The organism is Curtobacterium sp. 1544 (genome assembly GCF_040544915.1).
Classification (GTDB): domain Bacteria; phylum Actinomycetota; class Actinomycetes; order Actinomycetales; family Microbacteriaceae; genus Curtobacterium; species Curtobacterium pusillum_C.
Genome location: NZ_JBEPKX010000017.1, coordinates 42,190 through 66,331 on the forward strand (window position 1 = coordinate 42,190; position 24,142 = coordinate 66,331).

The 24,142-nt window shown below is 73.0% G+C and carries 25 protein-coding genes; 9 read left to right on the plus strand and 16 right to left on the minus strand.

The window, feature by feature from the left end; genetic code table 11:
• Nucleotide 1 precedes the first annotated feature (1 nt).
• On the plus strand, nucleotides 2-778 hold the full coding sequence (locus ABIC61_RS11340) for a trans-aconitate 2-methyltransferase (protein ID WP_354029981.1): 777 nt from the start codon (nucleotides 2-4) through the stop codon (nucleotides 776-778).
• A 76-nt stretch (nucleotides 779-854) separates the two neighbouring features.
• Here the strand turns inward: ABIC61_RS11340 and ABIC61_RS11345 are convergent, their stop codons facing one another.
• Entirely contained in the window at nucleotides 855-1,796 is a 942-nt protein-coding gene (locus ABIC61_RS11345; protein WP_354029982.1) for an SGNH/GDSL hydrolase family protein, read from the minus strand.
• A gap of 69 nt (nucleotides 1,797-1,865) precedes the next feature.
• Here ABIC61_RS11345 and ABIC61_RS11350 point away from each other — a divergent pair, with 69 nt between their 5' ends.
• Nucleotides 1,866-3,053 (plus strand): prolyl oligopeptidase family serine peptidase, encoded by a 1,188-nt coding sequence (locus ABIC61_RS11350; RefSeq protein ID WP_354029983.1) that lies wholly within the window; start codon nucleotides 1,866-1,868, stop codon nucleotides 3,051-3,053.
• Between the two features lie 32 nt (nucleotides 3,054-3,085).
• Nucleotides 3,086-3,511, plus strand: a complete 426-nt coding sequence (locus ABIC61_RS11355; protein WP_354029984.1) for a hypothetical protein — start codon at nucleotides 3,086-3,088, stop codon at nucleotides 3,509-3,511.
• Between the two features lie 192 nt (nucleotides 3,512-3,703).
• Here ABIC61_RS11355 and ABIC61_RS11360 read toward each other — a convergent pair whose 3' ends face one another.
• The 3 genes from ABIC61_RS11360 to ABIC61_RS11370 all read right to left on the minus strand — a co-directional run bounded on the left by ABIC61_RS11360 (nucleotide 3,704) and on the right by ABIC61_RS11370 (nucleotide 7,482).
• Nucleotides 3,704-4,582: a L,D-transpeptidase gene (locus ABIC61_RS11360; protein WP_354029985.1), complete on the minus strand. Its 879-nt coding sequence runs from the start codon at nucleotides 4,580-4,582 to the stop codon at nucleotides 3,704-3,706.
• 116 nt (nucleotides 4,583-4,698) lie between these two features.
• Nucleotides 4,699-6,483 carry a phosphatase PAP2 family protein gene (locus tag ABIC61_RS11365; RefSeq protein WP_354029986.1) on the minus strand — a complete coding sequence of 595 codons (1,785 nt, stop codon included), beginning with the start codon at nucleotides 6,481-6,483 and terminating at the stop codon, nucleotides 4,699-4,701.
• Nucleotides 6,484-6,597: 114 nt separating this feature from the next.
• Nucleotides 6,598-7,482, minus strand: coding sequence for a CPBP family intramembrane glutamic endopeptidase (locus ABIC61_RS11370; RefSeq protein ID WP_354029987.1), 885 nt, complete (start codon nucleotides 7,480-7,482; stop codon nucleotides 6,598-6,600).
• A gap of 22 nt (nucleotides 7,483-7,504) precedes the next feature.
• On the opposite strand from ABIC61_RS11370, the gene ABIC61_RS11375 reads away from it, so the two are divergent.
• On the plus strand, nucleotides 7,505-8,194 hold the full coding sequence (locus ABIC61_RS11375; RefSeq protein WP_144756354.1) for a metal-dependent transcriptional regulator: 690 nt from the start codon (nucleotides 7,505-7,507) through the stop codon (nucleotides 8,192-8,194).
• Nucleotides 8,195-8,554: 360 nt separating this feature from the next.
• Here ABIC61_RS11375 and ABIC61_RS11380 read toward each other — a convergent pair whose 3' ends face one another.
• Together ABIC61_RS11380 and ABIC61_RS11385 are read right to left on the minus strand one after the other, a co-directional pair.
• The gene (locus tag ABIC61_RS11380) at nucleotides 8,555-9,844 is read right to left on the minus strand and encodes a calcium:cation antiporter family protein (RefSeq protein WP_354029988.1); all 1,290 of its coding nucleotides are present in this window, start codon (nucleotides 9,842-9,844) and stop codon (nucleotides 8,555-8,557) included.
• A gap of 440 nt (nucleotides 9,845-10,284) precedes the next feature.
• Nucleotides 10,285-10,929: a HEAT repeat domain-containing protein gene (locus ABIC61_RS11385; protein WP_354029989.1), complete on the minus strand. Its 645-nt coding sequence runs from the start codon at nucleotides 10,927-10,929 to the stop codon at nucleotides 10,285-10,287.
• 103 nt (nucleotides 10,930-11,032) lie between these two features.
• Here ABIC61_RS11385 and ABIC61_RS11390 point away from each other — a divergent pair, with 103 nt between their 5' ends.
• Nucleotides 11,033-11,986, plus strand: coding sequence for an aldo/keto reductase (locus ABIC61_RS11390; RefSeq protein ID WP_354029990.1), 954 nt, complete (start codon nucleotides 11,033-11,035; stop codon nucleotides 11,984-11,986).
• Between the two features lie 96 nt (nucleotides 11,987-12,082).
• On the opposite strand, the gene ABIC61_RS11395 is transcribed toward ABIC61_RS11390, so the two are convergent.
• Both ABIC61_RS11395 and pyrE read right to left on the minus strand, forming a co-directional pair.
• On the minus strand, nucleotides 12,083-14,263 hold the full coding sequence (locus tag ABIC61_RS11395; protein WP_354029991.1) for a hypothetical protein: 2,181 nt from the start codon (nucleotides 14,261-14,263) through the stop codon (nucleotides 12,083-12,085).
• Nucleotides 14,260-14,811 carry an orotate phosphoribosyltransferase gene (gene pyrE / locus ABIC61_RS11400; RefSeq protein WP_354029992.1) on the minus strand — a complete coding sequence of 184 codons (552 nt, stop codon included), beginning with the start codon at nucleotides 14,809-14,811 and terminating at the stop codon, nucleotides 14,260-14,262. The genes ABIC61_RS11395 and pyrE overlap by 4 nt, the downstream gene beginning before the upstream one ends.
• Nucleotides 14,812-14,888: 77 nt before the next feature.
• Here pyrE and ABIC61_RS11405 point away from each other — a divergent pair, with 77 nt between their 5' ends.
• Together ABIC61_RS11405 and ABIC61_RS11410 are read left to right on the plus strand one after the other, a co-directional pair.
• The gene (locus ABIC61_RS11405) at nucleotides 14,889-16,556 is read left to right on the plus strand and encodes a hypothetical protein (protein ID WP_354029993.1); all 1,668 of its coding nucleotides are present in this window, start codon (nucleotides 14,889-14,891) and stop codon (nucleotides 16,554-16,556) included.
• Nucleotides 16,557-16,632: 76 nt separating this feature from the next.
• Nucleotides 16,633-17,946: a M23 family metallopeptidase gene (locus ABIC61_RS11410; protein ID WP_354029994.1), complete on the plus strand. Its 1,314-nt coding sequence runs from the start codon at nucleotides 16,633-16,635 to the stop codon at nucleotides 17,944-17,946.
• Here the strand turns inward: ABIC61_RS11410 and ABIC61_RS11415 are convergent.
• From ABIC61_RS11415 to ABIC61_RS11440, 6 genes are read right to left on the minus strand one after another with little or no spacing between them, the layout of a single operon-like run.
• Complete coding sequence (locus tag ABIC61_RS11415; RefSeq protein WP_354029995.1) at nucleotides 17,943-18,731, minus strand: phosphotransferase; 789 nt, start codon at nucleotides 18,729-18,731, stop codon at nucleotides 17,943-17,945. The two genes, ABIC61_RS11410 and ABIC61_RS11415, sit on opposite strands and share 4 nt — an antisense overlap.
• A gap of 7 nt (nucleotides 18,732-18,738) precedes the next feature.
• Nucleotides 18,739-19,332 carry a hypothetical protein gene (locus ABIC61_RS11420; protein WP_354029996.1) on the minus strand — a complete coding sequence of 198 codons (594 nt, stop codon included), beginning with the start codon at nucleotides 19,330-19,332 and terminating at the stop codon, nucleotides 18,739-18,741.
• Nucleotides 19,329-19,910, minus strand: a complete 582-nt coding sequence (locus tag ABIC61_RS11425; RefSeq protein ID WP_354029997.1) for a hypothetical protein — start codon at nucleotides 19,908-19,910, stop codon at nucleotides 19,329-19,331. Before ABIC61_RS11425 ends, ABIC61_RS11420 begins: the two co-directional genes overlap by 4 nt.
• Entirely contained in the window at nucleotides 19,907-20,248 is a 342-nt protein-coding gene (locus ABIC61_RS11430) for a hypothetical protein (protein WP_144756371.1), read from the minus strand. The genes ABIC61_RS11425 and ABIC61_RS11430 overlap by 4 nt, the downstream gene beginning before the upstream one ends.
• Complete coding sequence (locus ABIC61_RS11435; protein WP_144756373.1) at nucleotides 20,245-20,436, minus strand: DUF2273 domain-containing protein; 192 nt, start codon at nucleotides 20,434-20,436, stop codon at nucleotides 20,245-20,247. The genes ABIC61_RS11430 and ABIC61_RS11435 overlap by 4 nt, the downstream gene beginning before the upstream one ends.
• The gene (locus ABIC61_RS11440) at nucleotides 20,433-20,894 is read right to left on the minus strand and encodes an Asp23/Gls24 family envelope stress response protein (RefSeq protein WP_354029998.1); all 462 of its coding nucleotides are present in this window, start codon (nucleotides 20,892-20,894) and stop codon (nucleotides 20,433-20,435) included. The genes ABIC61_RS11435 and ABIC61_RS11440 overlap by 4 nt, the downstream gene beginning before the upstream one ends.
• A gap of 163 nt (nucleotides 20,895-21,057) precedes the next feature.
• On the opposite strand from ABIC61_RS11440, the gene ABIC61_RS11445 reads away from it, so the two are divergent.
• On the plus strand, nucleotides 21,058-21,894 hold the full coding sequence (locus ABIC61_RS11445; protein ID WP_079238070.1) for an exodeoxyribonuclease III: 837 nt from the start codon (nucleotides 21,058-21,060) through the stop codon (nucleotides 21,892-21,894).
• 101 nt (nucleotides 21,895-21,995) lie between these two features.
• Nucleotides 21,996-22,253: a nuclease gene (locus ABIC61_RS11450; protein WP_354029999.1), complete on the plus strand. Its 258-nt coding sequence runs from the start codon at nucleotides 21,996-21,998 to the stop codon at nucleotides 22,251-22,253.
• Nucleotides 22,254-22,257: 4 nt separating this feature from the next.
• Here ABIC61_RS11450 and ABIC61_RS11455 read toward each other — a convergent pair whose 3' ends face one another.
• Together ABIC61_RS11455 and ABIC61_RS11460 are read right to left on the minus strand one after the other, a co-directional pair.
• Nucleotides 22,258-22,665 carry a four-helix bundle copper-binding protein gene (locus ABIC61_RS11455; RefSeq protein ID WP_144756379.1) on the minus strand — a complete coding sequence of 136 codons (408 nt, stop codon included), beginning with the start codon at nucleotides 22,663-22,665 and terminating at the stop codon, nucleotides 22,258-22,260.
• Between the two features lie 471 nt (nucleotides 22,666-23,136).
• Nucleotides 23,137-24,060 (minus strand): AEC family transporter, encoded by a 924-nt coding sequence (locus ABIC61_RS11460; protein ID WP_144756381.1) that lies wholly within the window; start codon nucleotides 24,058-24,060, stop codon nucleotides 23,137-23,139.
• Nucleotides 24,061-24,142 lie beyond the last annotated feature (82 nt).

Sequence of the window (24,142 nt, forward strand, 5' to 3'; positions counted from 1 at the left end):
CGTGCGGTGGGACCCGGCCCGCTACGCGGCCTTCAGCGACGAGCGGTCGCGTCCGTTCCACGACCTGGTCGCCCAGGTCGGCCTGGAGGCGCCACGTCGCGTCGTCGACCTCGGCTGCGGTCCCGGGACCCTCACCGCCACGTTGGCAGCGCGGTGGCCCTCCGCGTCGGTGGTCGGCATCGACAGCTCGGCGGAGATGCTCGCGTCGGCACCGGGCGGCCCGGGCTTGTCGTTCGAGCTGGGCTCGATCGAGGACTGGACGCCTGGCCTCACGGACGACGTCGTCGTGACGAACGCGGCGCTGCAGTGGGTGCCGTCGCACGTGTCCCTGCTGCCCCGGTGGCTCGACGCGATGCCGTCCGGTTCGTGGTTCGCGATGCAGGTGCCGGGCAACTTCGGGTCGCCGTCGCACGCGCTCATGCGGTCCGTCGCCGCCGACGGCCCGTGGGCCTCCGCGCTCGACGGGGTGCTCCGCGCGGACCCGGTGCTCGACCCGGCGGGCTACCTCGGCATCATGCTCGACGCCGGCTTCGAGGCGCGCGTGTGGGAGACGACCTACGCGCAGCTCCTGCCCGGCGAGGACCCGGTGTTGGCGTGGGTGCGCGGGACCGGACTCCGTCCGGCACTGCAGGCGCTCGATGCCGCTGACCCGTCCGGTGAACTGACGGCGGCGTACGAGGCTCGCTACGCCGCCGCCCTGCGCGAGGCGTACCCGGCGAGCACCCACGGCACGGTGTACCCGTTCCGCCGGGTCTTCGCCGTCGGCCGCAAGCCCTGAGGCGCGGCGGCACGATCGCCTTCCGGCGCACGTGGCACCCGCGGGAGCGGGGGCACCGCACCCGCGGGTGCACGGCTCAGTCGCGCACCGCGGCCGCCACGAGCTCGGCTGTCGCTGCGTGACCACGCTCGTTCGGGTGCACCAGCGTGTTCGATCCGTCAGCCCCCTGGAGGCCCTCGATCCACCGTGTCGCCGGGTCGGCACAGACATCCTCACCCTCGTTGGCGGACGCGAGGTCGACGTACTCGGCGCCGTGCACCACGGCGAGCGCTGACTGCAAGGTGTTGAGCCGTTCCTCGACGAGCCGGAAGAACGGCAGGTCTGCGCGGGTGGTGAACGAGAACTGCGTCGGGGACTTCCACGTGCAGGTCTGCGGGTCCGCCGGGGCGAGCTGCGGGTACCCGACGACGACGACCTGAGCGTTCGGAGCAGCCCGCCGGACGTCGGCGAGCATGCGTCCGTACTCCTCGCCCACCGCGGCGAGCCGGGCCTCCAGGTCAGACCCGATGGACCCGGAGCCGACGTCCGCCCCGTAGGCGCTGGTGCACGGCGCACCGGGCTTCTCGACGGCTCCGATCCCGAGGACGAGGCACCGTTCGAGCAGTTCGCCGAATCCCATCGAGTTGCCGCCGAGGCCGATCGTGACCACCTCCGTCCGGTCGGAGAGCGCCTCGATCTGCGGCGCGACGGCCTCTCCACCGCCGGCTGGCGTCTGCGGGTCCCAGACGTTCCTGGTCTCGGCGGCGACGCACGACACGTTGACCAGCTCCAAGTCGGGCCGTGCCGCTCGGTGCGCCAGGACCGGGTAGGACCCACTCGTCCGCATGCAGCCGTCCTCCGGCTCGAGTTGCTCCCCGGCGAAGAATCCCGCCGTGTAGGAATCGCCGAGGACCGCCCACTGGCCGCCCTCCCCCGTTGCGGCGCTCGCCGGCGCGATCCCGACCGTTGCGGTGATCACCAGTGCCGTTGCGAGGCTCGCCATGGTCATCCCGAAGGTCCTGTTCGTCGTCTGTCGCATCGTTCCCTCCTCCGCACCACTCCAATGTGATGCTTGACATGTTGAGTTTTTTACCGGTTCACTGCAACCATGTCAACGAAGACCTTCATCTCCTTCGCGCTCCCCACCGCCCTCGTGCTCGCGACCGCCGCCCCGGCAAGCGCGCACGGCCTGGGTGCCACCGCCCCGACCGCCGACGACGGCATCCCGCGCGGAACCGTCGTGTCCGCCGTACCGCTCGCAGCGGACTGGGTGCCGGCGAACGCCGCGACGTCGACGCGCATCGAGTACCTGACCTCCGACGTCCACGGTCGCGCGGCACTCAGCAGCGGCCTCGTGTACACACCGGAGGGCTCGCCGCCCCCGGGCGGATGGCCGGTGGTCTCCTGGGCACACGGTACGCAGGGCATCGCGGACGCCTGCGCTCCGTCGGTCAGCGGCCCCTACGACCGGGACCGCGACGTGGCGTACCTCGAGCACTGGCTCGGTCGAGGCTACGCGATCGCCGCGAGCGACTACGCCGGCCTGGGTACCGCCGGAGAGCACGCGTACCTCGACGCAGCGTCGGTGGCCCACAACGTCGTCGACATGGTGACGGCCGCACACAACACCACCGATCGGACGCCGTCAGCGGACGACGACCTGGCCTCCGCGTGGGTCTCGGTCGGTCACTCCCAGGGAGCGGGAGCGGCGGTCGCGGCCGGTCGGTGGGCCACGTCGTTCGGGGGCCCTGACCTGGCGTTCCGCGGCACGGTCGGCACCGGCACACCCGCGCGGATCGCCGAGAGCATCCTGCCGCTCGGCCCGGGCAACCCCGCCGAGCCGGTCGACCCGCACGTCACGGCCTACGTCACGTACATGCTGAACGGCATCCGCCTCGTCGCGCCACAGCTCGACGCCGTCCTCAGTGAGACCGGCCGCGAGGCGCTCCGACTCGGCCGCGAACAGTGCCTCGCCGAACTCAGCGCGTCGCTCGAGGACGTCCCCCTCGGTTCGTTCTTCGAGCAGCCGCTCGCCTCGGACCCCTCGCTCGTGACTGCCGTCAGGTCGTACCTCGCCATGCCGGAATCCGGCTTCGACCGACCCGTGCTGCTCGCGCACGGAACGGCCGACGTCGACGTCCCCTACGCGGTGACCGCTGCATGGGCAGCAGACCTCGTCGAGGCGGGCGAACCCGTCCGCTTCCGGTCGCTGCCCGGTGTCTCGCACGCCGACACGATCGCGGCCGCGCTCGAGGACACGACAGCGTTCGTCGACGCCGCGCTCGGGCACCAGTGACCATCCCACCCACCAACAGATCGGAGACAACGATGACCATCCGGGCCACCATCGGCATCCTGGCGGCAGCCGCGCTCGTCGGCCTCACGAGCACTCCTGCGTCCGCGGGCACCGCGGCGGCGGCCGACTCGAACTCGCACCGTGATCCCGGGGCTCCTGGCTGCACGGCGGAAGCACTCGCCGCCGACCACGCCGCGGGGACGGTCGTCTGGCGGATCGCGTGCACCGAGCGGCGTTGGGTCACCGTCGACGCGACGGCCTTCGCCGGCACCCCGGACGACCACGTCATCGTCGACGAGCAGCAGGACGGTCGGTGGGTCGACGCCGGACAGGACTGGGTCGGCCTGCTGACCTTCGAGACGGCCGGGGTCGACCAGATCCGGGCGCAGGCCGTGACGAAGATCAACCCCTCGGACTCGACCGAGCCCCCGGCGCTCATCGGTGGGACGACCGGCTGACGGTGCCGGTCCGTCCGCGCGGTCGGGGCCGCTGCGGCGTCGCCTGCACCGTCGGGGCCGCTGCGGCGTCGCGCCCCGTTCCGGACATCGCGCCCGCGTACACCGGGGTGCGATGTCCGCAGCGGGGCTCGGAGCCCGCCGGTGGGACCGGGTCGCGGCCACGTGCCCGCCGGCGGCATCGGCCGGGGCCCGCTACTCGACCGTCACGAGGGTCCCGAGCGGCAGGGCGTCCACCGCCGCCACCGCCTCGGCGTCGAGCCGCACGCACCCGTGCGACACCGCGCCCGAGGTCGTCGCGTTCCAGTGCAGGCCGATGAGCCCGCCGTCGTGTCCGCCGTACGGTTCGTCGGCGGCGCTCGAGTGCAGGGAGGTCAGCTGGATCGGGTGGTCGCCGGTGCCCTGCGCCGGGTCCACGTACCGCTGCTCCAGGTAGCCGGTGACCCCGGTCGGCGTCGGGGTGTCCGCCGTGCCGACCCCGGCGTGGAACCGCTGCACGGCCGCACCGTCCGCGGAGACGATCGACACGGTCTGGTCCTTCGTCGAGATGACGACACGGGAGGTCGGCGTCGACACCTTCCGGAGCGACGCCACCGGCACCCACGCCGAGGTCTGCGCCGCGGCTGATCCCCCGGCGGCAGAGGGCAACTGCTGCCGCGCCGGGGTGAGGACGCGCTCCCAGTCCCCCTCGCGCTCGAGACCGACGACCGTCGTGGGCTGCCGGAGGAAGTCCGAGGCGGCAAACCGGGCGATGGGTGTGGCCCGGTCGGCGCCGAACAGGGGCGCGTCCGCCCGGAGCTGGAACACGGTGGCCGAGGTGACGGTCCGGTCGAAGGGCATCAGCCCGCCGATGACGGCCGAGTACTGCGCCTCCGGCAGCGCGGCGAGCGCCGCGGCGTCGACGTGCGGCACGGCGGGCGCCGGCGACGCGGAGGCTGTCGCGTGCGGCGCGGTCGAGCCGGGTGCCGCCGAGACGGCCGATGGTGGACCGACGACCAGCGGGACCACGACGGCTCCGGCGAGGACGACCGCGCCGGCGACGGCCACGCCGGCCCAGAGGGTGCGCTTGCGCATGGGGACTCCTGGAAGGGCGACCGGTCGGCGCGCGGGCGCCGACCGGTCGGGGTGGGGTGGGGTGGGGTGGGGTGGATCAGCCCGGACCAACCCGGACCAGCCCGGATCGGCCCGGATCAGCCGGAGACGACCGGCAGGTGGACACCAGTGCCCGGATCGACGACCGCGGTCCCGGTGCCGCCACCGGTGCCCGTTCCGGCAGCGGCCGGGGTCACCGTGATCGCGAGCGGTGCGACGAGCGCCGAGGCCCCGGTGGCGTCGACCACGTCGATCGTGTGCGCTCCCGTGGCGGTGCCCGCCGGGATCGTCACGCTGCCGGACACCGTGCCGTCCGCGGCGACGGTGAGCGTGCCCACCGTGACCGGGTCGGAGTGCAGCACGACCCGCAGCGACGCACCCGCGGTGAAGCCGGTGCCGGCGAGGGCGAGCGAACCGCCGGCAGCCACCGAGGTCCCCTTCGGCGCCGTCAGCACACCGGTCACGACGCGTGCGGTGCCGCCGGTGGCGAGGACCTTCGCGGTGCCGTCGGCGGAGACCGCGACCGTGGCGCTCGTCGCGGCCGCGAGGTCGAGGCGCTCCCACGAGCCCGCGGCCGTCCCGGACTGGTCGAGCGGGAAGCCGGACGCGATCTCGGTCTGGGCGAGCACCGAGGTGCGCTGCGCGTCGGTGAGGGTCGGGAACGCCGTGAGGAGCAGGTTCGAGGCACCGGTCGGCACCGAGGGGGCGAGCCCGGTGGTGCCGGTCGCCGCGAAGCCGTAGGTCATCCGCTCGCGGTACACCTCTGCCGCGGACGCACGGTCGGTGACGACCTGGGCGGTGCCGCCGGGGATCGCGGCGCCGCCGTACGGGTCGTCCGAGTACGCCTTCGAGTGGGCGATGCAGTTCGCGAGGGTGTCACCGCACTGTGCCTCCAGGTACGAGACGAGTTCCTTCCGCGCAGGCTCGAGGACGTCGGTGCGGTACTGGGTGTCCGACCAGCGGGCGGCGAGCGCTGCCTCACCGTCGATGCGCCCGCCCATGATGTCGAGCGGGTAGTGCACGCCGAGGACGATGCGGTCGTTGCCGGCCTCCGAGGCGCGGGCGAGGAGCTCCGGCGCCAGCTCGGGGACGAGCGTCGCGAGGGTGATGCCCGCCTGGTACGCCGTGGTGGTGTGGCCGCTCGGGTACGAGCCGCCCGTGCAGATGCCGACGGTGCCGTACCCGGGGTCGAGGACGACGTCGTTCGGGGAGAACTCGTGCGTGGTGTCGGTGGCGACCGGCACACGGGTGATGTCGAGCGTCCCGTCGGCCGACGCGTACGCCTTGCCGGTGCGGTTCGCGGTGAGCGACGACGCGTTCACCTTCGTCGGCGCGCAACCGGTCTGGTCGTCGGTCGCGGGCAGCGTGGCGGTCGTCGTGGCCGGCAGGTACGGCCGCGGGTAGCTGTAGTGCGCCTTCGCGTCACCCGTGCTGACGTAGGCGCCGCTCGTGCCGTTCGACGAGTTCACGAGCGCCGAGGTGAGCGGCAACTTCCCGGAGTTGCGCCCCTCGACGTAGATCTTCTCGAGCGCCGGACCGAGGCCCTGCGACACGGTCATCGACTGGTCGTAGGCGGTGTTCGTGGCGTTCTGGTACTCGGAGTCCTGCAGCGCCTTCAGCTGCTGCGCCTTCGTGGCGTGCTGGTTGATCCACGAGGTCAGCTCGTCGTTCTTCGCGAGTGTCCCGGCGTCGAGGACGGTGCCGTGCAGGTCGTTGGTCCCGCTCGACCTCCAGTACTGGTCGTACCCGCTCAGCAGGGAGACGAGGTCGGGCTTGGCGGTGTCGCTCGGGTACCCCGCCGCGGTGGCGACGAGGGGCGAGCCGACGACGAGGGCGGTCGCGACAGCGGCGACGGTCACCCCGCGGAGTGCTGATCTGTGCATGCGCCGAACGCTAGGGACGGGTGGTTGCCGAGTGGGGAACGGCTCACCAAGCCGAGGTGAACCGGACCGCAGCCTGTGCGCACTCGCAGCCCCGTGCCTCCAGTCCGCCCGTGGTCACCATGTGACGGACTGGAGGCGCGGCTCGTCCCCCAGCACCGCGTACGCCGCCATGGGCGGTACCGTCCGCCACCGGCGCCGCAGGCGGCGCGGCCGGTCGTCCCGCCACGCGATCACCCCGCCGGCGACGATGCCGAACGCGAGCACCGCGAACGAGAACAGACCGACCACACCGACGAGCGCGAGCTTCGACGGGTCGTGCACGTCGGTCGTCGCCGACAGTCCGATGGACCCGAAGTCCCAGAACGCGTGCAGCAGCACCGGCAGGAGCAGGTTCCCGGTCAGCCGCCGGGCGACGTACAGGGTCGAGCCGAAGGACGCCGCGAAGACGACCTGGACGAGCGTCGCACCGAGGCCGGCACCGGCGAGGGCGTTGAGCAGGTGCAGCAGGCCGAACAGCACGCACGACAGCATCCACACGCCGAACTCGGGCAGCCGACGGCGGAGCCCCACGAGCAGCACGCCGCGGGTCATCAGCTCCTCGAACACCCCGACGAACAGCACGCCCACGGCCAGCAACAGGAAGTAGTGCCCGGGCAGCGCGGACCACTCGACCAGGGGCAACCGCACCAGGCACACCACGGCGATGAGGGCGGGAGCGAGCCAGGTCCACCCGAGCCTCGTGCGAGTCGGGTCGACCGTCGCGATCCGCCACCAGCCGAGTGCCGTCACGACGAGGCAGAGGGCGACGGCGGCGATGCCCTCCGGGACCACGAGCGAGCGGACGACGCTGTCGACCGTCTGTCCGAGCGTCGGGTAGTCGTCACTCGGGCGGGCGCGCCAGGCGCTGATCGCGGCGAACACCACCATCGGCGCGAGGCCGACCAGCAACGACGGCGGGACCGGCCAACGGCGGCGACGGGCGGGGGCTGCTGTGGTCACCCGCTGTTTGTACCATTGGGGCATGCGCCTGCCCTCCCTGTCCACGATGGCGGAGGACTACGTCAAGCTCGTCTGGAAGGCGAGCGAGCGCGGCGGCCCCGGTCTCGCGACGCGGGACATCGCTGCGACGCTCAAGGTCTCGGCGTCGACGGTGTCGGGCAACCTCCGGAAGCTCGACCGTGACGGCCTCATCGAGCACACTCCCTACTACGGCGTCGTGCTCACCCCGCTCGGGCAGCAGGTCGCCGTGGCGATGGTCCGGCGGCACCGGCTGATCGAGACGTTCCTCGTGCAGCGGCTCGGGTACTCGTGGGACGAGGTCCACACCGAGGCCGAGTCACTCGAGCACGCGGTGTCGGAGACGTTCCTCGACCGGGTGGACGCCGACCTCGGGCACCCGACGCACGACCCGCACGGCGACCCGATCCCCCGCGCGGACGGCTCCGTGCCGGACTCCCCCGGCACGTTGCTCGGCGCGATCGAGCCCGGGGCGTGCGGCACCGTCGACCGGGTGTCCGACGACGACCCCTCGTTGCTGCGGTACTTCGACGAGCTCGGGGTCGGGCTCGGCACGCACCTGCGCGTGGAGCAGGTGCGGGACTACGCGGGCGTGATCGCGGTGTCGCGCCGGGGTCCGTCGGGCGAGGAGTCCCTCGTCGACCTGCCGGCAGCGGCGGCGTCCGCGATCTGGCTCGCCCCCGACGCCGACTGACGCGCGCGGCGCCCGCGCCACGCCCCCCGCCCTGGTCGCACGACACGCCGCTCACGTCCACCGAGCGGGCACGAAGTGCCGCCCGACGGCGCCGAGCGCGACGTATTTCGACCTCTCGACGCGCGGCCGACGGCGTGTCGCGACCGCTCGACGGAACGCAACGAACGACCGGACGGGAGGCACGGTGTCAGCCCGCACCGCGCCTCCAGTCCGATCGGGGGAACCCACCGCCGCCCACCGGGCACGACGCGCCGCTCACGTCCGCCGAGCGGGCACGAAGTGCCGCCCGACGGTGCCGAGCGTGACGTATCTCGCCCTCTCGGCGGACCGACGCCCCGCCCACGACGCCCGCGCCCCGCGTCAGTCGCGGAACGCCGGGGACGACGGCCGGCGGAACGGCGCCGTGATCGTCGGCAGGACGTCCCGGCGGTTGATCCAGAACACCACGAGCGCCGCCACGAGGTGCACCATGCTGAGCACCCACCGCCCGTTCGTGTCCGTCACGAAGAACTGCACCGCGAACAACGCCGCGAGCGCGATGGCCGACCACCGGTGGAACCGCAGCGCGATGATGATCGCCACGCCGAGCACGGTCTGCGACGCGGTCAGCATGAACTCCTCGACCTGTCGGGAGTCCAGCGGCAGCCCGCCCGTGGTCCCACCGCCGAGGACGTGCGCGATCGGCAGCGACCCGACGAGCAGCGACCACTGGTTGACCTTCGAGGCGATGAGCGTCCCGATCGCCGCACCGCCCATGCCTCGGAGCGCGAAGAGTGCGGCGACGATGAACTCGGGCGCCTCGGTGGCGAGCGGCGCGAGCCACTGCACGAGGAAGTAGCTGTCGATGCCGAGGGCGCTGCCGGAGTCCACGAGGGCGTCGGCGAACGGCTCCGCCGAGGACAGGATCACCGCGGCGGCCACGACGAACAGCGCGACGATCGTCCAGCGCCGGGCCCGCTGCGGCATCGAGGCGATGTTGCCCGCCATGCCGACGAGCTCTTCCTCGTCGTCGTCGTCGGTCACCTTCGAGGCACGCCAGAGGTACCAGACGAACGCCGCGAGCAGCACGAACCCGAACCACATCGGGATGGAACCCATCAGCGGGATGAGGAACGCGACGAGGGCCAGGAGCGCCAGGAACCCGATGTCGAGCCTCGACGAGCGTTCGAGCTCGAGCACGCGGGTCGCCGAGGCCGGGAGCGAACCCGTCTTCACGAACCGCCGCGCCACGAGCAGCGAGATGATCACGACGAGCGGCCACCCGAACCCGAGCAGCAGCCGGTTCGAGCCGGTCATGTTGGCGGCGGCGAACTGCTCGTACGCGGGGTCGTACCCGGAGCGGAACGCGTAGTACAGGTCGACGGCGTACTCGGGCAGCACGGCGATGAGCGCGAGGATCGCGATCGCGAGGGCACCGGCGATGTCCTTCTGCGCGGCCTCGGCGGCCCAGGCGAGCAGGAACGACGCGGCGACGACGGCCCCGCCGAAGACGAGCAGGTCGACGAGGGCGTTCGGGGCGAACCCGCCGATCCGGAAGACGACGGCGGGCAGGGCGATGGCGATGCAGATCGCGATGCGACCCCAGGCGCTGGCGCCCATCCGGGGCGGCGCGACGGTGGGCGCGGCCGCAGGGGACAGGGTGTTGGTCATGGTGGTCCTCGAGTCCGAGTGGTCGGGCCACGACGCAGCACACACTCGAGCGGCTTCGGCCATGGCGGAACGGCCGAAGGTCTCGCTCGCCTCGAGGGCCACGTGCACCGGGCCGATCGTCGTGATGGCCAGTGTGTCGATGCACGCGTTGGGAGCTACTCCCCTTCGACACCCACCTTGGCGCGCTCCGATCCGCATGTGCAAGCCGATCCGGCCTGTTCGGCATCCCGAATCCCGGTGTTCCCCGACCCGCCCAGTACCTGCCTGGAGGCGCGTGGCGGGCCCGCCACGCGCCTCCAGGCAGTCGTCGGGTCGCGCCCACCGCATCCAGTGAGGAGAAATCGTCGGGTCACGTCCGGCAACTCGACGATTCCTGCTCCCTCGACGAGGCGCGGGCGGCGCGGGGCGACGCCGTGCGGGCGGCGTCGAGGGTGCGGTGCCTACCCCTTCGCGGAGCGCGTGCGGCCGAGCGCGACCTCGCGGCGGGCACGCTCGACGGCGAGCGCGCTCGCGGCGTCCGGGTCGTGGAGCAGGCGGTCGATCTCGGCGACGTGCGCACGGACCTCGGCGTCCGAGCTGCTGCCCGCGTCGTCGAGGACGGGGCGTGCCGTGTCCTCGCCCAGCGCGACGATCGCGCGACTGAGGCTCAGGCGGGCCTCGCGGTCCCCCTGGCCGAGATGTGACGCGAGCGTCCGCGCGAACGCACCGGACTCGGCGTCCGGCACGATCGCAGCGGCGGTGCGCCAGGCAGCCCGCAGGACCTCGACGTCCGGGTCACGGAGCAGCGGACGGACCGAGGGCCAGACGCTCGGGTCGCCGATCTTCGACAGGGTGTGCAGCGCCTGGCTCCGGGCCTGCGACACCGGTCGCTCGAGCTCGGGGAGCACCCGGCGGACCACCTCGTCGGCGGGCTGCCGGATGAGCGCCCACGTGAGCATGTCGCGGACGAAGAAGTCCGGCTCCACCGCGCACTGCTCGACGAGCACGTCGAGGTCCGCGGGGTCCGGGCGGGTCCCGGCGTCCATGACGGCACGGAGCCGGACGGAGGAGCGCGGGTCGGCGAGGGCGTCGGTGAGCACGGACATGGGTCCATGGAAGCGCACCGTGCTGCGTGACGTCCGGAGACAGCGCACCAAGGGTCGAGGCATAGCGTGGACGGACCGCTCGAACCCACACGAAAGGACCCCCATGCCCCGCATCGGAACCAGCGACCTCACCGTGTTCCCCCTCGCCCTCGGCGGCAACGTCTTCGGCTGGACCGCCGACGAGCAGACCTCCCACCAGGTGCTCGACGCGTACACGGCTGCCGGCGGGGACTTCGTCGACACCGCGGACGTCTACTCCGCCTGGGCCCCCGGCAACGAGGGCGGTGAGTCCGAGCGGGTCATCGGCTCGTGGTTCGCGAAGTCCGGCAAGCGCGACGACGTCGTCATCGCCACGAAGGTCTCGCAGCACCCGCAGTTCGCCGGCCTCGGCGCCGCGAACGTCGCCGCCGCCGCCCGCGCGAGCCTCGAGCGCCTCGGCACCGACCGGATCGACCTCTACTACGCGCACTTCGACGACGAGTCGACTCCGCTCGAGGAGACCGTCCGCGCCTTCGACCAGCTCGTGCAGGAGGGCCTCGTCCGGTACACGGCGATCTCGAACTACTCCCGCGCCCGCGCCGAGGAGTGGATCCGCATCGCGAAGGACAACGGCCTCGCGCTGCCGGTCGCGATCCAGCCGCACTACAACCTCGTCACCCGTGAGCCCTACGAGTCCGACATCGCTCCGCTCGCCGCTGCCGAGGGCCTCGGCGTGGTGCCGTACTTCTCGCTCGCCGCCGGCTTCCTCACCGGGAAGTACCGCACGAAGGACGACTTCGCCGGCAAGGAACGCGAGGGGCAGGTCTCCGGGTACTTCACCGACCAGGGTCTCGCCGTGGTGGACGCCCTCGCGACGATCGCGGACGCGCACGACACCGAGCTGGCGAGTGTCGCCCTGGCGTGGCTGCAGGCGCAGCCGGACGTCGTCGCGCCGATCGCGAGCGCACGGAACACCGAGCAGCTCCCGGCCCTGCTCGCCTCGGCTGACCTGGAGCTCAGCGCCGACGAGCTGCGGACCCTGTCCGACGTGTCGTCGAAGGTCCCGGCGACGGCCTGACGCGGGTGGTCCGGGTGACGACCCGACTCGGAACGACGGATCCGATGTCGTACGACATCGGATCCGTCGTTCGGGATCGGCGCCCGAGGTTCGGGACTACGCCCCCGGCGCGACCGACCCGGTCAGCGCCGCACCCGACGACCGGGTCACGAAGCACGAGATGAACGTGTCCCCCTGGTCCCACGTCGCCTGGTCCGGCGCGTAGGAGCCCTGCACCTGGACGTCCCCGTAGGCAGCAGCGGCCGAGGTGTCCAGCGCCGCCGACGTCTGGCACTGCTCCGCAGCCTGCGCCGCGAGCGCCTCCGGCCCGGGCCACTGGTTCGCCGACACGGGCAGGCGCGCGGTCAGCTGGGCGATGTGCGCCGACGAGCAGTCCACGACCGTGAAGGTCTGCGCCCACGCGTTCGTGAACGGCGACAGGCACTCCCCGCCGGCCAGTTCGGTCCAGCTGTGCTCACCGGGAGCCGCAGGGGTCGTCGCGAACTGCAGCGTCTGCAGCGTGTCCGACGAGGGCGCAGGCGTCGGTGCAGCGGCCGCCGACGACGCAGGTGCCGAAGCCGCCGCGGACGCGGTCGACGTCGGTACCGGGGTGTGGTCCTCGATGGTGTTGCCGAGGATCCAGCGCGTCAGGGCGAACACCGCGACGAGCAGCACGACGATGAGCGCGATCGAGCCCCAGATGAGCAGTCGCTTGCCGCGCTGTCCCTCGTTCCGGAGCTTCGCGAAGCCCTCGTTGATGAAGTTGTCGCGGTCAGCGCCACCGCCGGCTGCAGCAGCCGGAGCGACGGGCGCGACGGGCGTCCGACCCGGAGCAGGGGCGTGCGCCGGAGCACCCCCGACCGCCGGCATCATCCGCGTGCTGTTGTCGGTGGGGTCGTAGCCGGTGCCACCGAGCTGGCCGACGGCCTCGGTGCCGAACAGGTCCTTGATGGCGCTCGTGTCGCTGGTCTCGCGGCCGTCCCACTCGGACTGGTCGAGGTCGTCCGGTGCCGCGGCGGGCAGGGGCGCGGGTTCGTCGTCGTCCGCCGGAGCGTCGGCGCGGATGCCCATCACGGCGTCGAGGTCCTGCCCGACGGCGGGCGGCAGGTGCGCCGGGTACGCCTGCGCGTCCGGCTCGGCCGCGGCCGGCTCGACGAGCGGCGGGGCGGCGGTCGGGGGCACGGTCGCCTCCGGCTCGGCCCACCAGGGCGTCCCGGCGACGGGCAGCGCGGTGGTCGCGGCGTCGGCGGGCTCGGCAGCCTCGGTCTGGAGGCGCGGCTCACCCTCCGCCCCGTCGGTCTCGTCGTCCGCCGGCGCGGGTTCGAAGGCCGCGGTCGGTTCGCCGACGGGCGTCGCGTCGAACGCGGTGGTCGCGGCCGCTGCCGCGACCTGCACCGCGGGTGTCCCGGTGACCGGCGTCTCGAGTTCCCCGGACACGACGTCGTCGTCGGCTTCGTCCGCGAGGGTCCACGAGCGCCCCGCGAGCGCCGTCGTGTCGAACGCGTTGGTCGTCAGCGTCGTCGGGACCTCGCCGGTCTCGTCGTCGCGGATCGCCCAGTCGAACGGACGCTCGATCCCACCGGTGCCGGGCGCCTGGGCGTCTGTGCCGGCGATGCGGAGGAGCTCCGTGAAGCTCGGCGGCTCGTCGGTGGCGGGCAGCACGTTCTCGACGCCGAGCGGCTGCTGCGCGACCGGGCCGGTCGGGGTCGGCTGCGAACCGGTCGCCCGGCCGAGCCAGTCGACGTCGCTGCGGCCCTCACCGAACGGGTCGACGCGGCGGCGCTCGGACTCGATGGCCCGGTTCTCGGCGGCACGCTGGTCACGGTGGGACTGGGCGGTCGGGAGCGAGATCGACGAGGGGTGCGGCGCGGTCGAGGTCGGCGGGACCGGTGCGGCGGGAGGGATCCGCTCGCCGAGGGTCTCGCGCTCGTGCTCGGCACTCGCCTGCGGATTCACCGACGGAGCGGTGAGCTGCTCCGGCATCGAGATCGCCTGGGTCGCACCGTCGTCGTCCGCGGACGGCGCCTCCGGGGCGGACGGCACCGCCGGCAGCGGCTCGAAGGGTTCGGGGAGCGGCGCACCGGTCTCCCGCGCGGTCTTCTCGGCCTCGCGACGCTCGCGGCGGGACGGCCACTCGTCCTCGCTGCGGGGAGCGCCGAAGATGTCCGCGGCACTGCGGAGACCGTGGAACGGAGCGTCCGGGGCGGACCCGCGCCGTGCCTCCAGGCCGTCGTCCCCGTCTGTGGGTCCGGCGGTCTGGTCAGGCTCGTGCGCGTCCTCCGGACGCTCCCCGGTCACGCGCTCAGCCCCAGATCAGCCAGCCCGATCGCACTGAAGTACGGGTACCCGGCAGCCTCGATCTTCTCCTTCGCGCCGGTGTCGCGGTCGACGACGACGGCCACGGCGGCGATGATCGCGCCCTCGCGCTCGAGCGCCTCGGCGGCCTTGAGCGGCGAGCCGCCGGTCGTGGAGGTGTCCTCGAGCACGACGACGCGCTTGCCCTTCAGGTCCGGCCCCTCGACCTGCTTGCCGCGGCCGTGGTCCTTCGGCTCCTTGCGGACGACGAACGCGTCGTAGGCGAGCCCACGAGCGGCGGCCTGGTGCAGCACGGCGCTGGCGATCGGGTCGGCGCCCATGGTCAGGCCGCCGACGGCGGCGACGTCCGGCACCTGGCCGACGAGGTCCGTCATGACCTGTCCGATGAGCGGAGCGACACGGTGGTCGAGGCTCACCTTGCGGAGGTCGATGTAGTACGTCGCCTTCTTCCCGCTGGTGAGGGTGAAGTCTCCGTGGAACACCGCTTCGTCCGTGATGAACTGGATGAGCTGGTCGCGCGCGTCGGTCACAGCCCACAAGGGTAGCCGGTCGGGCCCAGGACGCGCTCCCCCAGCCCGCGGGGGCCTCGGCTCGGTACGCTCCGGGCATGGCTTCCGACACGCGCCCGACCACGGTCGTGGCGCGTCCGACGGGCGGCGCACGCTGGCGAGGGCTGGTCGCCGCGACCGGCCGGGAGGCACTGGGCGGCCTGGTCGCGCTGGCCCTGTCCGTCATCGCCCTGCGCCACGTCATCGCCACCGCCCGGGTCGAGCTGCTCTGGTACGACGGCGACTCGGTGCTGCTGCCGCTCGTCCGGCGCTCGATGGAGCTCGGGCAGCCGTTCGAGTGGGCGATGTCCCCCGCGCTCTTCTTCTTCCCGGAACTGCCGGTCTACCTGCTCTGCTCGGCGGTCACCGCGACGCCGCAGCAGGCCCTGGCGCTGAACGGTCTGCTCGTGCTGCTCGCCGTGTACGCGCTGGTGCGTGCGGCCGCGAACGAGCTCATGCCCGCTGCCCGGCGGTCGGCCCGGATCGCGGTGTCGGCGGTGGCCCTCGGGTTCGTGACCATCCTGGTGCTGACGGAGTCCTCGGCGACCGCGACGTCCCTCGAGCTCGCGTCGCTGCTGCTCACGACGACCTACTACTACGGTGCGGTGCTGGCGATGCTCGGCACCGCGGTCCTCGTGCTCCGGGCGGTCCGGACCGGACGGGCGTCCGTCACGGTGCTCGTCGTGCTCGGGCTCGTCGCCGCGTGCACCACCGCGTCGAACCCGCTGTACGTGCCGTGGTCGGGTGCGCCGGTGGTGGTGACGCTCGTGCTGCTGGCGCTCGCCCGTCGCCTGCCGTGGCGCCCCGTCCTGCTGCTCGTCGGGACCGTGACCGCCGGGGCGGTGGTCGGGTACCTGGTCCGGATCCCGCTCCGACCGTTCGTGTCGCTCGACCCGTCGACGTACGTGCAGCCGTCGCGCGCGGGTGAGACCCTCGGCTTCTTCGCGGCACTCACCGACGACCGAGCCGGGACCGCCGCCGGGGACGCCGGGCTGCTGCTGCTCTTCGTGGGGGTGCTGCTGTCCGTCGGCGGCACGGTGTGGGCCTGGCGGGTGCGGACCTCGCGGACGGTGCTCGTCGCGGCGGCGCTGCCCCTGGTCACGGTCGTGGCGGTGTCGTTCGGGGTCGTCGTCGCGGGTTCGGAGACGCCGCGGTACCTCGAGCCGATCGCGACGGCCCCGCTGCTGGCGCTCGTCGCGGTCGCCGAGCTCACCCGCACCGCGGTCCGTTCGACCCGGGTGCACCGCCCCCGCCGCGGGGTCCGGGTGGTCCTGGCGGTGGCGGCCGCCGGGGTGCTGCTCGCGGGGGTCGCGACGGCGCCGAGCACCGCCCGCACGGTCGCGACGGCACGGTACGACGCTGCCGCCTGTCTCGATCGGTGGGCCGGCGGCCGGGACGTCGTCGGGGTCGGGCAGTTCTGGACGGTCCGGCCGCTCGCCGCCTACGCCTCGACGAACGTGCAGCTGCTGCAGGTGCGCGACACGTTCCAGGTGTACCCGTGGCTCGTCGACCTCGGGGCCTACCGGGACGCGGCGCCGACCTTCGTCGTGATCGGCACGCGCGACCTCTGGACGACCGCGGTGGAGGACTCGCTCGGCACCCCGGCCACGATCACGCACTGCACCGGGTTCGACGTGTACGACTACGCCGGGACGTCGGGCGCCGCGGTCCTGCAGCGCGACGTCGTGGGCAGCGCCGATGCCGTCCGGCGCGAGCGCGGCTTCTGAGCGATCACCCCGGAAGTTGTCCACAGACGCGCGGCGGCACCCGTTCCTGCCTGTACGGATGTATAGGCTCGTGCCCGTGACTCGCCCCACCAGCCACCGCTCCCCGCGTGCAACCGTGCGCCTCCGCCTCGCCGCCACCGGACTCGCACTCGCGGGTCTGCTCGGCACGGTGGTGCTCGACGCGCCGGCTGCGAGCGCGGCGACGTACCCCTCGTGGGACGAGGTGATGGCGGCCCGCGGGCAGGAATCCGCCAAGCAGGGCCAGATCACCGCGATCAAGGGGATCCTCTCCGGCCTCGCCGACAAGGTGCAGGCGGCCGAGGCCGAGGCGAAGCGGCTCGGCACCGAGTTCTTCGAGGCCCAGAGCGACGCGCAGGACGCCGCCGAGAAGGAACAGCGGCTCCGCGCCGACGCAGACGAGCACGCCGAGATCGCCGAGCAGAGCGCTGCCCAGGCCGGCCAGTTCGCCGCGCAGATGGCCCGCTCGGGCGGTGCGGACGTCACGGCGTCGGTCATCACCGGCGGGCAGGACGCGTCCGACCTCCTGTACAACCTCGGTGCCCTCAGCAAGCTCTCCGAGCAGGCCGAACGGGTCGAGGCCGCCGCCACCGCCGACGCTGCCGTCGCCCGCTCCCTCACCGCGCAGGCCGACCGTGCGTCCGCGGCGCTCGACGAACTCGCGGCCGAGGCCGAGCGGCGCATGCAGTCTGCCCAGGCCGCGGCGGACAAGGTGCAGAGCGCCTACGACGAACAGCAGAGCAACAAGGCCCGGCTCGACGCCCAGCTCGCCACCCTGACGTCCGGCCGACTCCGGACCGAGGCAGAGTTCGCGCAGGGCGAGAAGGTGCGGAAGGCCGCCGAGGCGAAGGCGGCGCGCGAGGCCGCAGCACGGGCGGCAGCGGCCGCAGCCAACAGCGGCGGCGGGGGCGGATCCGGCAGCAGCGGCTCCGGAGCCGGCGGCTCCCCCGGCTCCGGCTCGGGCACCGGCTGGGTCCGTCCGGCGAGCGGGTACGTCATCAGCCCCTACGGCTACCGGGTGCACCCCATCACCGGCGTGGTCACGAAGCACGACGGCGCGGACCTCGCGAGCGGCTGCTACACGCCGATCGTCGCCGCAGCGGCGGGCACGGTCGACTACGCAGGGTGGTACGGCGGCTACGGCAACTACGTCCGGATCAGCCACGGCGGTGGCGTGCAGACCGCGTACGGGCACATCGTGAACGGCGGGTACCGGGTGGCCCAGGGCCAGCGGGTCTCCGCGGGACAGCTCATCGCGCTCGTCGGCTCCACCGGCGCTTCGACCGGGTGCCACACGCACTTCGAGGTCCACCTCGGCGGAGCGACGACCGACCCGATCCCGTTCATGCAGGCGCGGGGCGTGGCCTTCTAAGCGGCAGGCCCCGCGGTCTCGACCCCGTCGTCGTCGAGGTTCCAGAGCGCCCGGTACCAGGCGGTGCGCTCCTCGTCGACGGGCAGCCCGTACGCCTCGTGGAACAACCCGTCCCACCCGGGGCCGTAGTTCCACCCGAGCGCCATCGTCGCGACGCCCAGGTCCGCCCAGCGGTCCGCGATGCCGAGCGCGTCGAGGTCGACGTGGCCGGCCCACCTCCCGTCGGCGCCGATGAGGGTGTTCGGCGTGCACGGGTCCCCGTGGCAGACCACCACGCGATCGGTCGACGGCTCCGGACCGAGCAGGTCGGGGTCGGCGCCCGCGGCACGCGCCCGTCCCGTTCGCTGCGCCGTCGACCACTCGAACGGGCAGTCGAGGACCGGCAGGGTGTCGTGCAGGGCGCGGAGGCCCTCCCCGGCGGCGATCACGGCCGTCCGGGGCTCGGCGTGCCACCGCTCGTCGACCGCACTCCAGCCCGGGAGCGCCCGGGTCCGCAGCCACGCGCCCTCGTCGTCGGTGCCGTGGTCGATCAGCTCGGGCACCCGCGCGTAGCGGGACGCCCAGGTCAGCCGGGCGGCCTCGCCGACGATCCACGGCGCGTACGCGTGCGGGAGCACCTTGACGTACTCCTCGGCGTGCCCGTCGTCCCCGATCCGGAACGTGCGTCCACCGATCTCGTTGACCCACACGGCCTGCACCGGACGACCGCGGGCAGCCTCGGTGACCAGGTGCGGCACCGCGACGTCGCCCCGCGCGCGGGAGAGTCCGTCGATCGAGCGGGGCACGGCGGCCTCAGTGCACCCGGTCGGTGCGTCCGGAGCCCGCGCCGCCCCGAGCGATCTCGAGCAGGACGGGCAGACGGTCGCCGAGCAGGGCGTCGAGGTCCTCGACGATGCCCTCCACCCCGGTCGTGATGGCGCGCGGCGAGGCTCCACGGCGCGGACGGACCCGGATGCGGATCGCCCGCTGCCCGCGGACACGGTAGACGTCGACGGCGAGGGAGCCGACCTCGGGCAGGTCACCGATCGCCGAGGACAGCGCGTGCTGCACCGCGGCGGCGTCGATCCGGACGGCGCCGGCGACCCCGTCCGCGGAACCGTCGTCCTCGACCACGGTGCCGGTGCGACCGCCGCCGAGCGTCGTCAGCACGACGAGCGCGAGCACGCCGAGGACCACCGCACCGCCGAGGACGCACGTCCACGCGGTGACCGAGGCCTCGCGCGGGGCGTCGCGACCGAGGTCACCGAGCACGTGGGCCCAGTCGTGCCAGGTCGACGCCGCCCAGGGGACCGTCTGCACCAGGATCGTCCCGACGCCGAGCACGAGCAGCGCCAGGCCGACCAGGACGAGCGTGGTGCGGCCGACACCGCGGTTCGTGGCGTTCATCCGTCCACCCGTCCGGTCGGCTGCACTCGGACCCGGGCGGTCACGGACGGGACGACGTCGATCGCGCGGAACTCCTCGGTCACGGCGTCCGTCGCGGCGACCGCGGGGACGTCGACCCCGGCCGCGGGGCGCAGGACCACGTCGACCGTGCGCCGGCCGACGGTGCCGACGGCGGCGTCCGGGCCGAGACGGGTCGCGGACCGTGCGGCGCGGGCCGCGGCGGACGCCAGGACCTCGTCGTCGACGACCACGGCGAGCCGGTCGGAGGACATCGTGTGCCGCGGACGACGCTGCGGTAGGAGTCCCTGCGCGAGGAAGACCAGGCCGACGACGGCGACGATGGCGGCGACACCGACGACGATCGTCGTGTCGAGGCCACGCGGGGCACGAGCGGCGGCGTCGACGAGGTCGCGCGGGTCGATGCCGAGGGCGCGCTGCCCGAGGAAGACCAGGGCGGCGGCGAACACGGCGGCTGCGGCGATCACGAGCACCACGAGCACGGCGACCACGACGGTGCCGGAGCGCGACGCGGTGGACTCGCGGCGGAGGATGCGGCGGTACGTCCGGTCGTGGGTCATCGGACCCTCCTGGGGGTGTCCACGATCGACGACGAGAACGTCACGGTCACCCGTTCGACCTGTCGGCCGGTGATGGTCCGGAGTCGCTCGGCGATCGTCGCACGGGCGCGGTGCGCCGAGGTGGTGACGGGTTCGTCAGGGGTCGCGTGGCTCCCCAGCACGGGCACGGTGAGCGGGGCGGTGATCTCGACCGCGAGCGCACCGTGACCGTCATCGGCGACCCGGGCACGGGCCTCCCGGAACGGCACGCGCAGCGCCTCGGCGGCGACCGCCTGCGCGGTGTGCACGAGCGCCGCCGACCCGATGCGGTCGTACCCGGCGACCGCGGCCGGACTCACGACGAGCTCCGCCGTCCGCGGAGCACGTCGAGCAGACGACGGAAGTCGATGTCGCCCGTCGCGATGCGGGCCACGAGTCCACCGACGAGCATGAAGACGGCCACGACGACGAACGCCCAGAACCCGAGCGTCACGGCGACGATCGCGAGCAGTGCGCCGACGCCCATGCCGACGACGGTGGCGGTCACCGGACGCGACCGTCGGTCTCGTCCACGACCCCGTTCAGGGCCGGGATGTTGACGTCGTTGATGGCGATGTTGACCTCGGTGACCTCGAGCCCGACGAGCTCGGTCACCGCGCTGGTGACGGCGGCGCGCACGGCGGTCGCGACGTCCATCATCGGCGTCGGGTAGTCGACGACGATCGTCAGGTCGACGGCGACCTGGGTCTCGCCGACCTCGACGCGGACGCCCTGGCCGAGCGCACTGGAACCGATGGCGTCGCGGATCGCACCGAACGCCCGCGCCGCGTTGCCGCCGAGCGCGAAGACCCCGGGGACGTCGCGTGCGGCGATGCCGGCGACCTTCGCCACCACGGTGTCGTCGATGATCGTCTTGCCCTTGGTGGTCACCTGCGTCGTCGTGGTGCCGGTCGTCGTGCTGCCGGTCGTCGTGGTCCCGTCGACGCGGTTCGTCGTCGATGCCATCAGTGCCTCCTGCGCTCGCGTGCTGGACTCCCAGCGAACACCATCGTGCCGTGCCGCGCCCGAGAGCGGAACGCGGCACGCGGCAGCCGCCGGCAGGCCCCGGCAGCCCTCCGACGGGCCCCGCTGCACGCTGCGGTCGGTCGTCCCCGGTAGGTTCGATCCCATGCGCGTGGCGACCTGGAACGTGAACTCCGTCCGGACCCGAGTGGGCCGGATCGTCGACTGGCTGGTGCGCGAGGACGTCGACGTCCTCGGCATGCAGGAGATCAAGTGCAAGCCCGAGCAGTTCCCGGTCGAGGCGTTCGAGGCCGCCGGGTACCAGGTCGAGGCGCACGGCCTGAACCAGTGGAACGGGGTGGCGTTCGCCAGCCGCCTGCCGCTCGAGGACGTCACCCGCGACTTCCCCGGCCAGCCCGGTTTCCTCAAGGGGCACGAGGGACCGGACCTCCCGGTGGAGGCCCGCGCGCTCGGCGTCACGGTCGACGGCGTCCGGCTGTGGAGCCTCTACGTGCCGAACGGGCGCGAGGTCGGCGACCCGCACTACACGTACAAGCTCGACTGGCTCGCGCAGCTGGCCGACCGGACGTCCGAGTGGCTCACCGCGCACCCGGAGCAGCCGCTGGCCCTGATGGGCGACTGGAACGTCGCACCGCTCGACTCCGACGTCTGGGACGTCAGCGTCTTCGAGGGCCACACCCACGTGACCGAGCCGGAGCGTGCCGCCTTCCGGGCGTTCGAGGAGCGTGGGCTGCAGGACGTGGTGCGCCCGATCGTGCCGGACGGCTACACGTACTGGGACTACAAGCAGCTGCGCTTCCCCCGCAACGAGGGCATGCGCATCGACTTCGTGATGGGGTCGCAGGCGTTCTCCGACGTCGTCACGGACGCCCGCATCCACCGCGACGAGCGGAAGGGCGACGCCCCGAGCGACCACGTGCCGGTGACGGTCGACCTGGACCTCGAGACCTCGCTCGACGACGACCGCCCGATGATCTTCTGAGCCGAACCGCTTCTGTTACGTCCCGGGTCCGCCCGCGTTGAGCGGGCGGACGCCCGGACGTAGGTTTCCTGCACCGAACCCCTTCGAGAGCAGGTGAAGCCATGTCCCGCACGACCCCGTCGACGATCCTTCCGATCCAGCGCGTCATGGCCGACGCCACCCCGAGGGCATGGCGCGACGGCATCGTCGTCGAGGCCCGCCCGGCCGACGTCGTGGTCCTGTTCCTCGACGGCGGCGTGACGCAGCTGCGGGTGGCGGACGCCGACACGCTCGTGTCGATCGGGGACCCGATCGCCCACCACCCGGCCGCAGAGATCCTGAGCGCGGGCGGTCGGAGGACCACCGCGCGCGTCGCCTGACGGCTCAGGCGGTCATCGAGGCCATCATGGCCTCGCACTTCGCGACCATCTCGTCGCACGCCATCGCGCAGTAGCGGCACGAGTCGTCCATGTCCGCGTGGCTGCGGCACTCGGCGGCGCACGCCGTGCCCATCGCGACGCAGGCCGTGAGCATCGCGCGCATGCTGTCGGCATCCATGCCCATCGGACGCATCATCATGCGCATGCCCGTGTCGGCCATCATCGCCGTGTTCGAGCACATCGCGGCGCACTTCGCCATGTCCGTGCCCATCTGCATGTCGCTCGCGGAGCACATCGTCGCGGCCATCGACGCGGCGTTCATCGCCATCATCGTGTCCTGCATCATGTCCGCGTCCATCGACATCGGCATCTCGGTCATCGACATGCTCTTCATCATCGCCATCGTGTCCATCGGGGACCTCCTCTTCCGTTCGGTGGCGCCCACCGTACGCGCCCCTGCGATGCGCTTCGTGAGCAGGAATCGTCGGGTCGCCGAACGGGACCCGACCATTGCTGCTCACCATGTGCGGTGGTCGCGACCGAAGGGCGGACGGGAGGCACGGTGCGGGCCTGCCACGCGCCTCCAGGCCGCGTCGGGTCACCTCCACGGCCCGAACGGGCAGGACACGCCGCCGGCCCTCCGCCGAGCGGGCGGAACGCGCCGCTCCGCGGCCGCGAGAGTGACGAATGTTGCCCGATCGCCCCGCGCGTCGGACGGGAGGCACGGTGCGGGCCTGCCACGCGCCTCCAGGCCGCGTCGGGTCGCCTCCACGGCCCGAACGGGCGGGACACGCCGCCGCTCCGCCGGCGAGCGGGCGGAACACGCCGCTCCGCGGCCCCGGACGCGACGAACACTGCACGCTCGCGCGACTGCCCCGCCCGCCTACGGGTGCAGGAGCGCGGCGACGGCCACCAGGACCGGCACGGAACCGATCGTCGAGATGAGCACGACGTCGCGGGCCACCGGGACCGCCGCACCGTAGCGCTGCGCGTAGTTGAACACGTTCTGCGCCGCCGGCAACGCCCCGAGGGTCGTGAGCACGAAGACGTCCTGGTCGCCGAGCCCGAAGACGAACCGGGCGAACACGAACGCCACGGCCGGCATCACCACGAGCTTGATCGCCGACGCCACGATGACGTCCGTCCGGATCGCGGGGTCCCGCAGCGGGGTCGCACCGTGCAGGCTCATGCCGAACGACAGCAGCACGACGGGCACCGCAGCGGCACCGACGAGCGAGAACGGCTCGAGCACGGGCGTCGGCAGGTCGATCCCGGTCGCCGAGAACACGAGGCCGATGACCGACGCGATGATGATCGGGTTCCGGAACGGCCCGGAGATCCGCCGGCCCCAGCTGCCGCCGGACGAGGTCGCGGTGTCGAGCACGGTGAGCGCGATCGGGGCGAGCACGATGAGCTGCAGCAGGATCACCGGGACGACCGCGGTCGCCTGGCCGAGCACGTACACGGCGACCGGCAGCCCGATGTTGTTCGCGTTGACGTAGCTCGACGCCAGCGCGCCGACCGTGGTGGTCGTCAGCGGCCGACGGAGCACCAGGCGGAACACGAGCGCCGCACCGAGCGCGACGACGAGCGCACTGACGAGGGACACCCAGAGCATCGGCGAGAGCAACGACTCGATGTCCGCCGTCGCGATGGTGTGGAACAGCAGGCACGGCATGAGCACGAAGAACACGAGCCGGCTCATCACGAACTGGGCGTGCTGTCCGAGCAGGCCGATGCGCCCGACGACGTACCCGGCTGCGATGATCGCGCCGATGATCGCGAACCCGGTCAACACGCCACCCATCGCGTCCCATCCTTGCACCGGGCCCGAGCGTCGGCGACATGTGACGTCGTTCAGGCGGGAAATGCGTGCGCATCGAATACCG

Bases quoted from the DNA above. Each gene is read 5' to 3' on its own strand.
- ABIC61_RS11390 (WP_354029990.1), top strand. From the start codon at position 11,033: ATGCCCCGCATCGGAACCAGCGACCTCACCGTGTTCCCCCTCGCCCTC.
- ABIC61_RS11355 (WP_354029984.1), top strand. From the start codon at position 3,086: ATGACCATCCGGGCCACCATCGGCATCCTGGCGGCAGCCGCGCTCGTC.
- ABIC61_RS11440 (WP_354029998.1), bottom strand. From the start codon at position 20,894: ATGGCATCGACGACGAACCGCGTCGACGGGACCACGACGACCGGCAGC.
- ABIC61_RS11420 (WP_354029996.1), bottom strand. From the start codon at position 19,332: ATGAACGCCACGAACCGCGGTGTCGGCCGCACCACGCTCGTCCTGGTC.
- ABIC61_RS11460 (WP_144756381.1), bottom strand. From the start codon at position 24,060: ATGGGTGGCGTGTTGACCGGGTTCGCGATCATCGGCGCGATCATCGCA.
- ABIC61_RS11450 (WP_354029999.1), top strand. From the start codon at position 21,996: ATGTCCCGCACGACCCCGTCGACGATCCTTCCGATCCAGCGCGTCATG.
- ABIC61_RS11365 (WP_354029986.1), bottom strand. From the start codon at position 6,483: ATGCACAGATCAGCACTCCGCGGGGTGACCGTCGCCGCTGTCGCGACC.
- ABIC61_RS11360 (WP_354029985.1), bottom strand. From the start codon at position 4,582: ATGCGCAAGCGCACCCTCTGGGCCGGCGTGGCCGTCGCCGGCGCGGTC.
- ABIC61_RS11375 (WP_144756354.1), top strand. From the start codon at position 7,505: ATGCGCCTGCCCTCCCTGTCCACGATGGCGGAGGACTACGTCAAGCTC.
- ABIC61_RS11385 (WP_354029989.1), bottom strand. From the start codon at position 10,929: ATGTCCGTGCTCACCGACGCCCTCGCCGACCCGCGCTCCTCCGTCCGG.
- ABIC61_RS11455 (WP_144756379.1), bottom strand. From the start codon at position 22,665: ATGGACACGATGGCGATGATGAAGAGCATGTCGATGACCGAGATGCCG.
- ABIC61_RS11445 (WP_079238070.1), top strand. From the start codon at position 21,058: ATGCGCGTGGCGACCTGGAACGTGAACTCCGTCCGGACCCGAGTGGGC.
- ABIC61_RS11425 (WP_354029997.1), bottom strand. From the start codon at position 19,910: ATGACCCACGACCGGACGTACCGCCGCATCCTCCGCCGCGAGTCCACC.
- ABIC61_RS11380 (WP_354029988.1), bottom strand. From the start codon at position 9,844: ATGACCAACACCCTGTCCCCTGCGGCCGCGCCCACCGTCGCGCCGCCC.
- ABIC61_RS11345 (WP_354029982.1), bottom strand. From the start codon at position 1,796: ATGCGACAGACGACGAACAGGACCTTCGGGATGACCATGGCGAGCCTC.
- ABIC61_RS11350 (WP_354029983.1), top strand. From the start codon at position 1,866: ATGTCAACGAAGACCTTCATCTCCTTCGCGCTCCCCACCGCCCTCGTG.
- ABIC61_RS11405 (WP_354029993.1), top strand. From the start codon at position 14,889: ATGGCTTCCGACACGCGCCCGACCACGGTCGTGGCGCGTCCGACGGGC.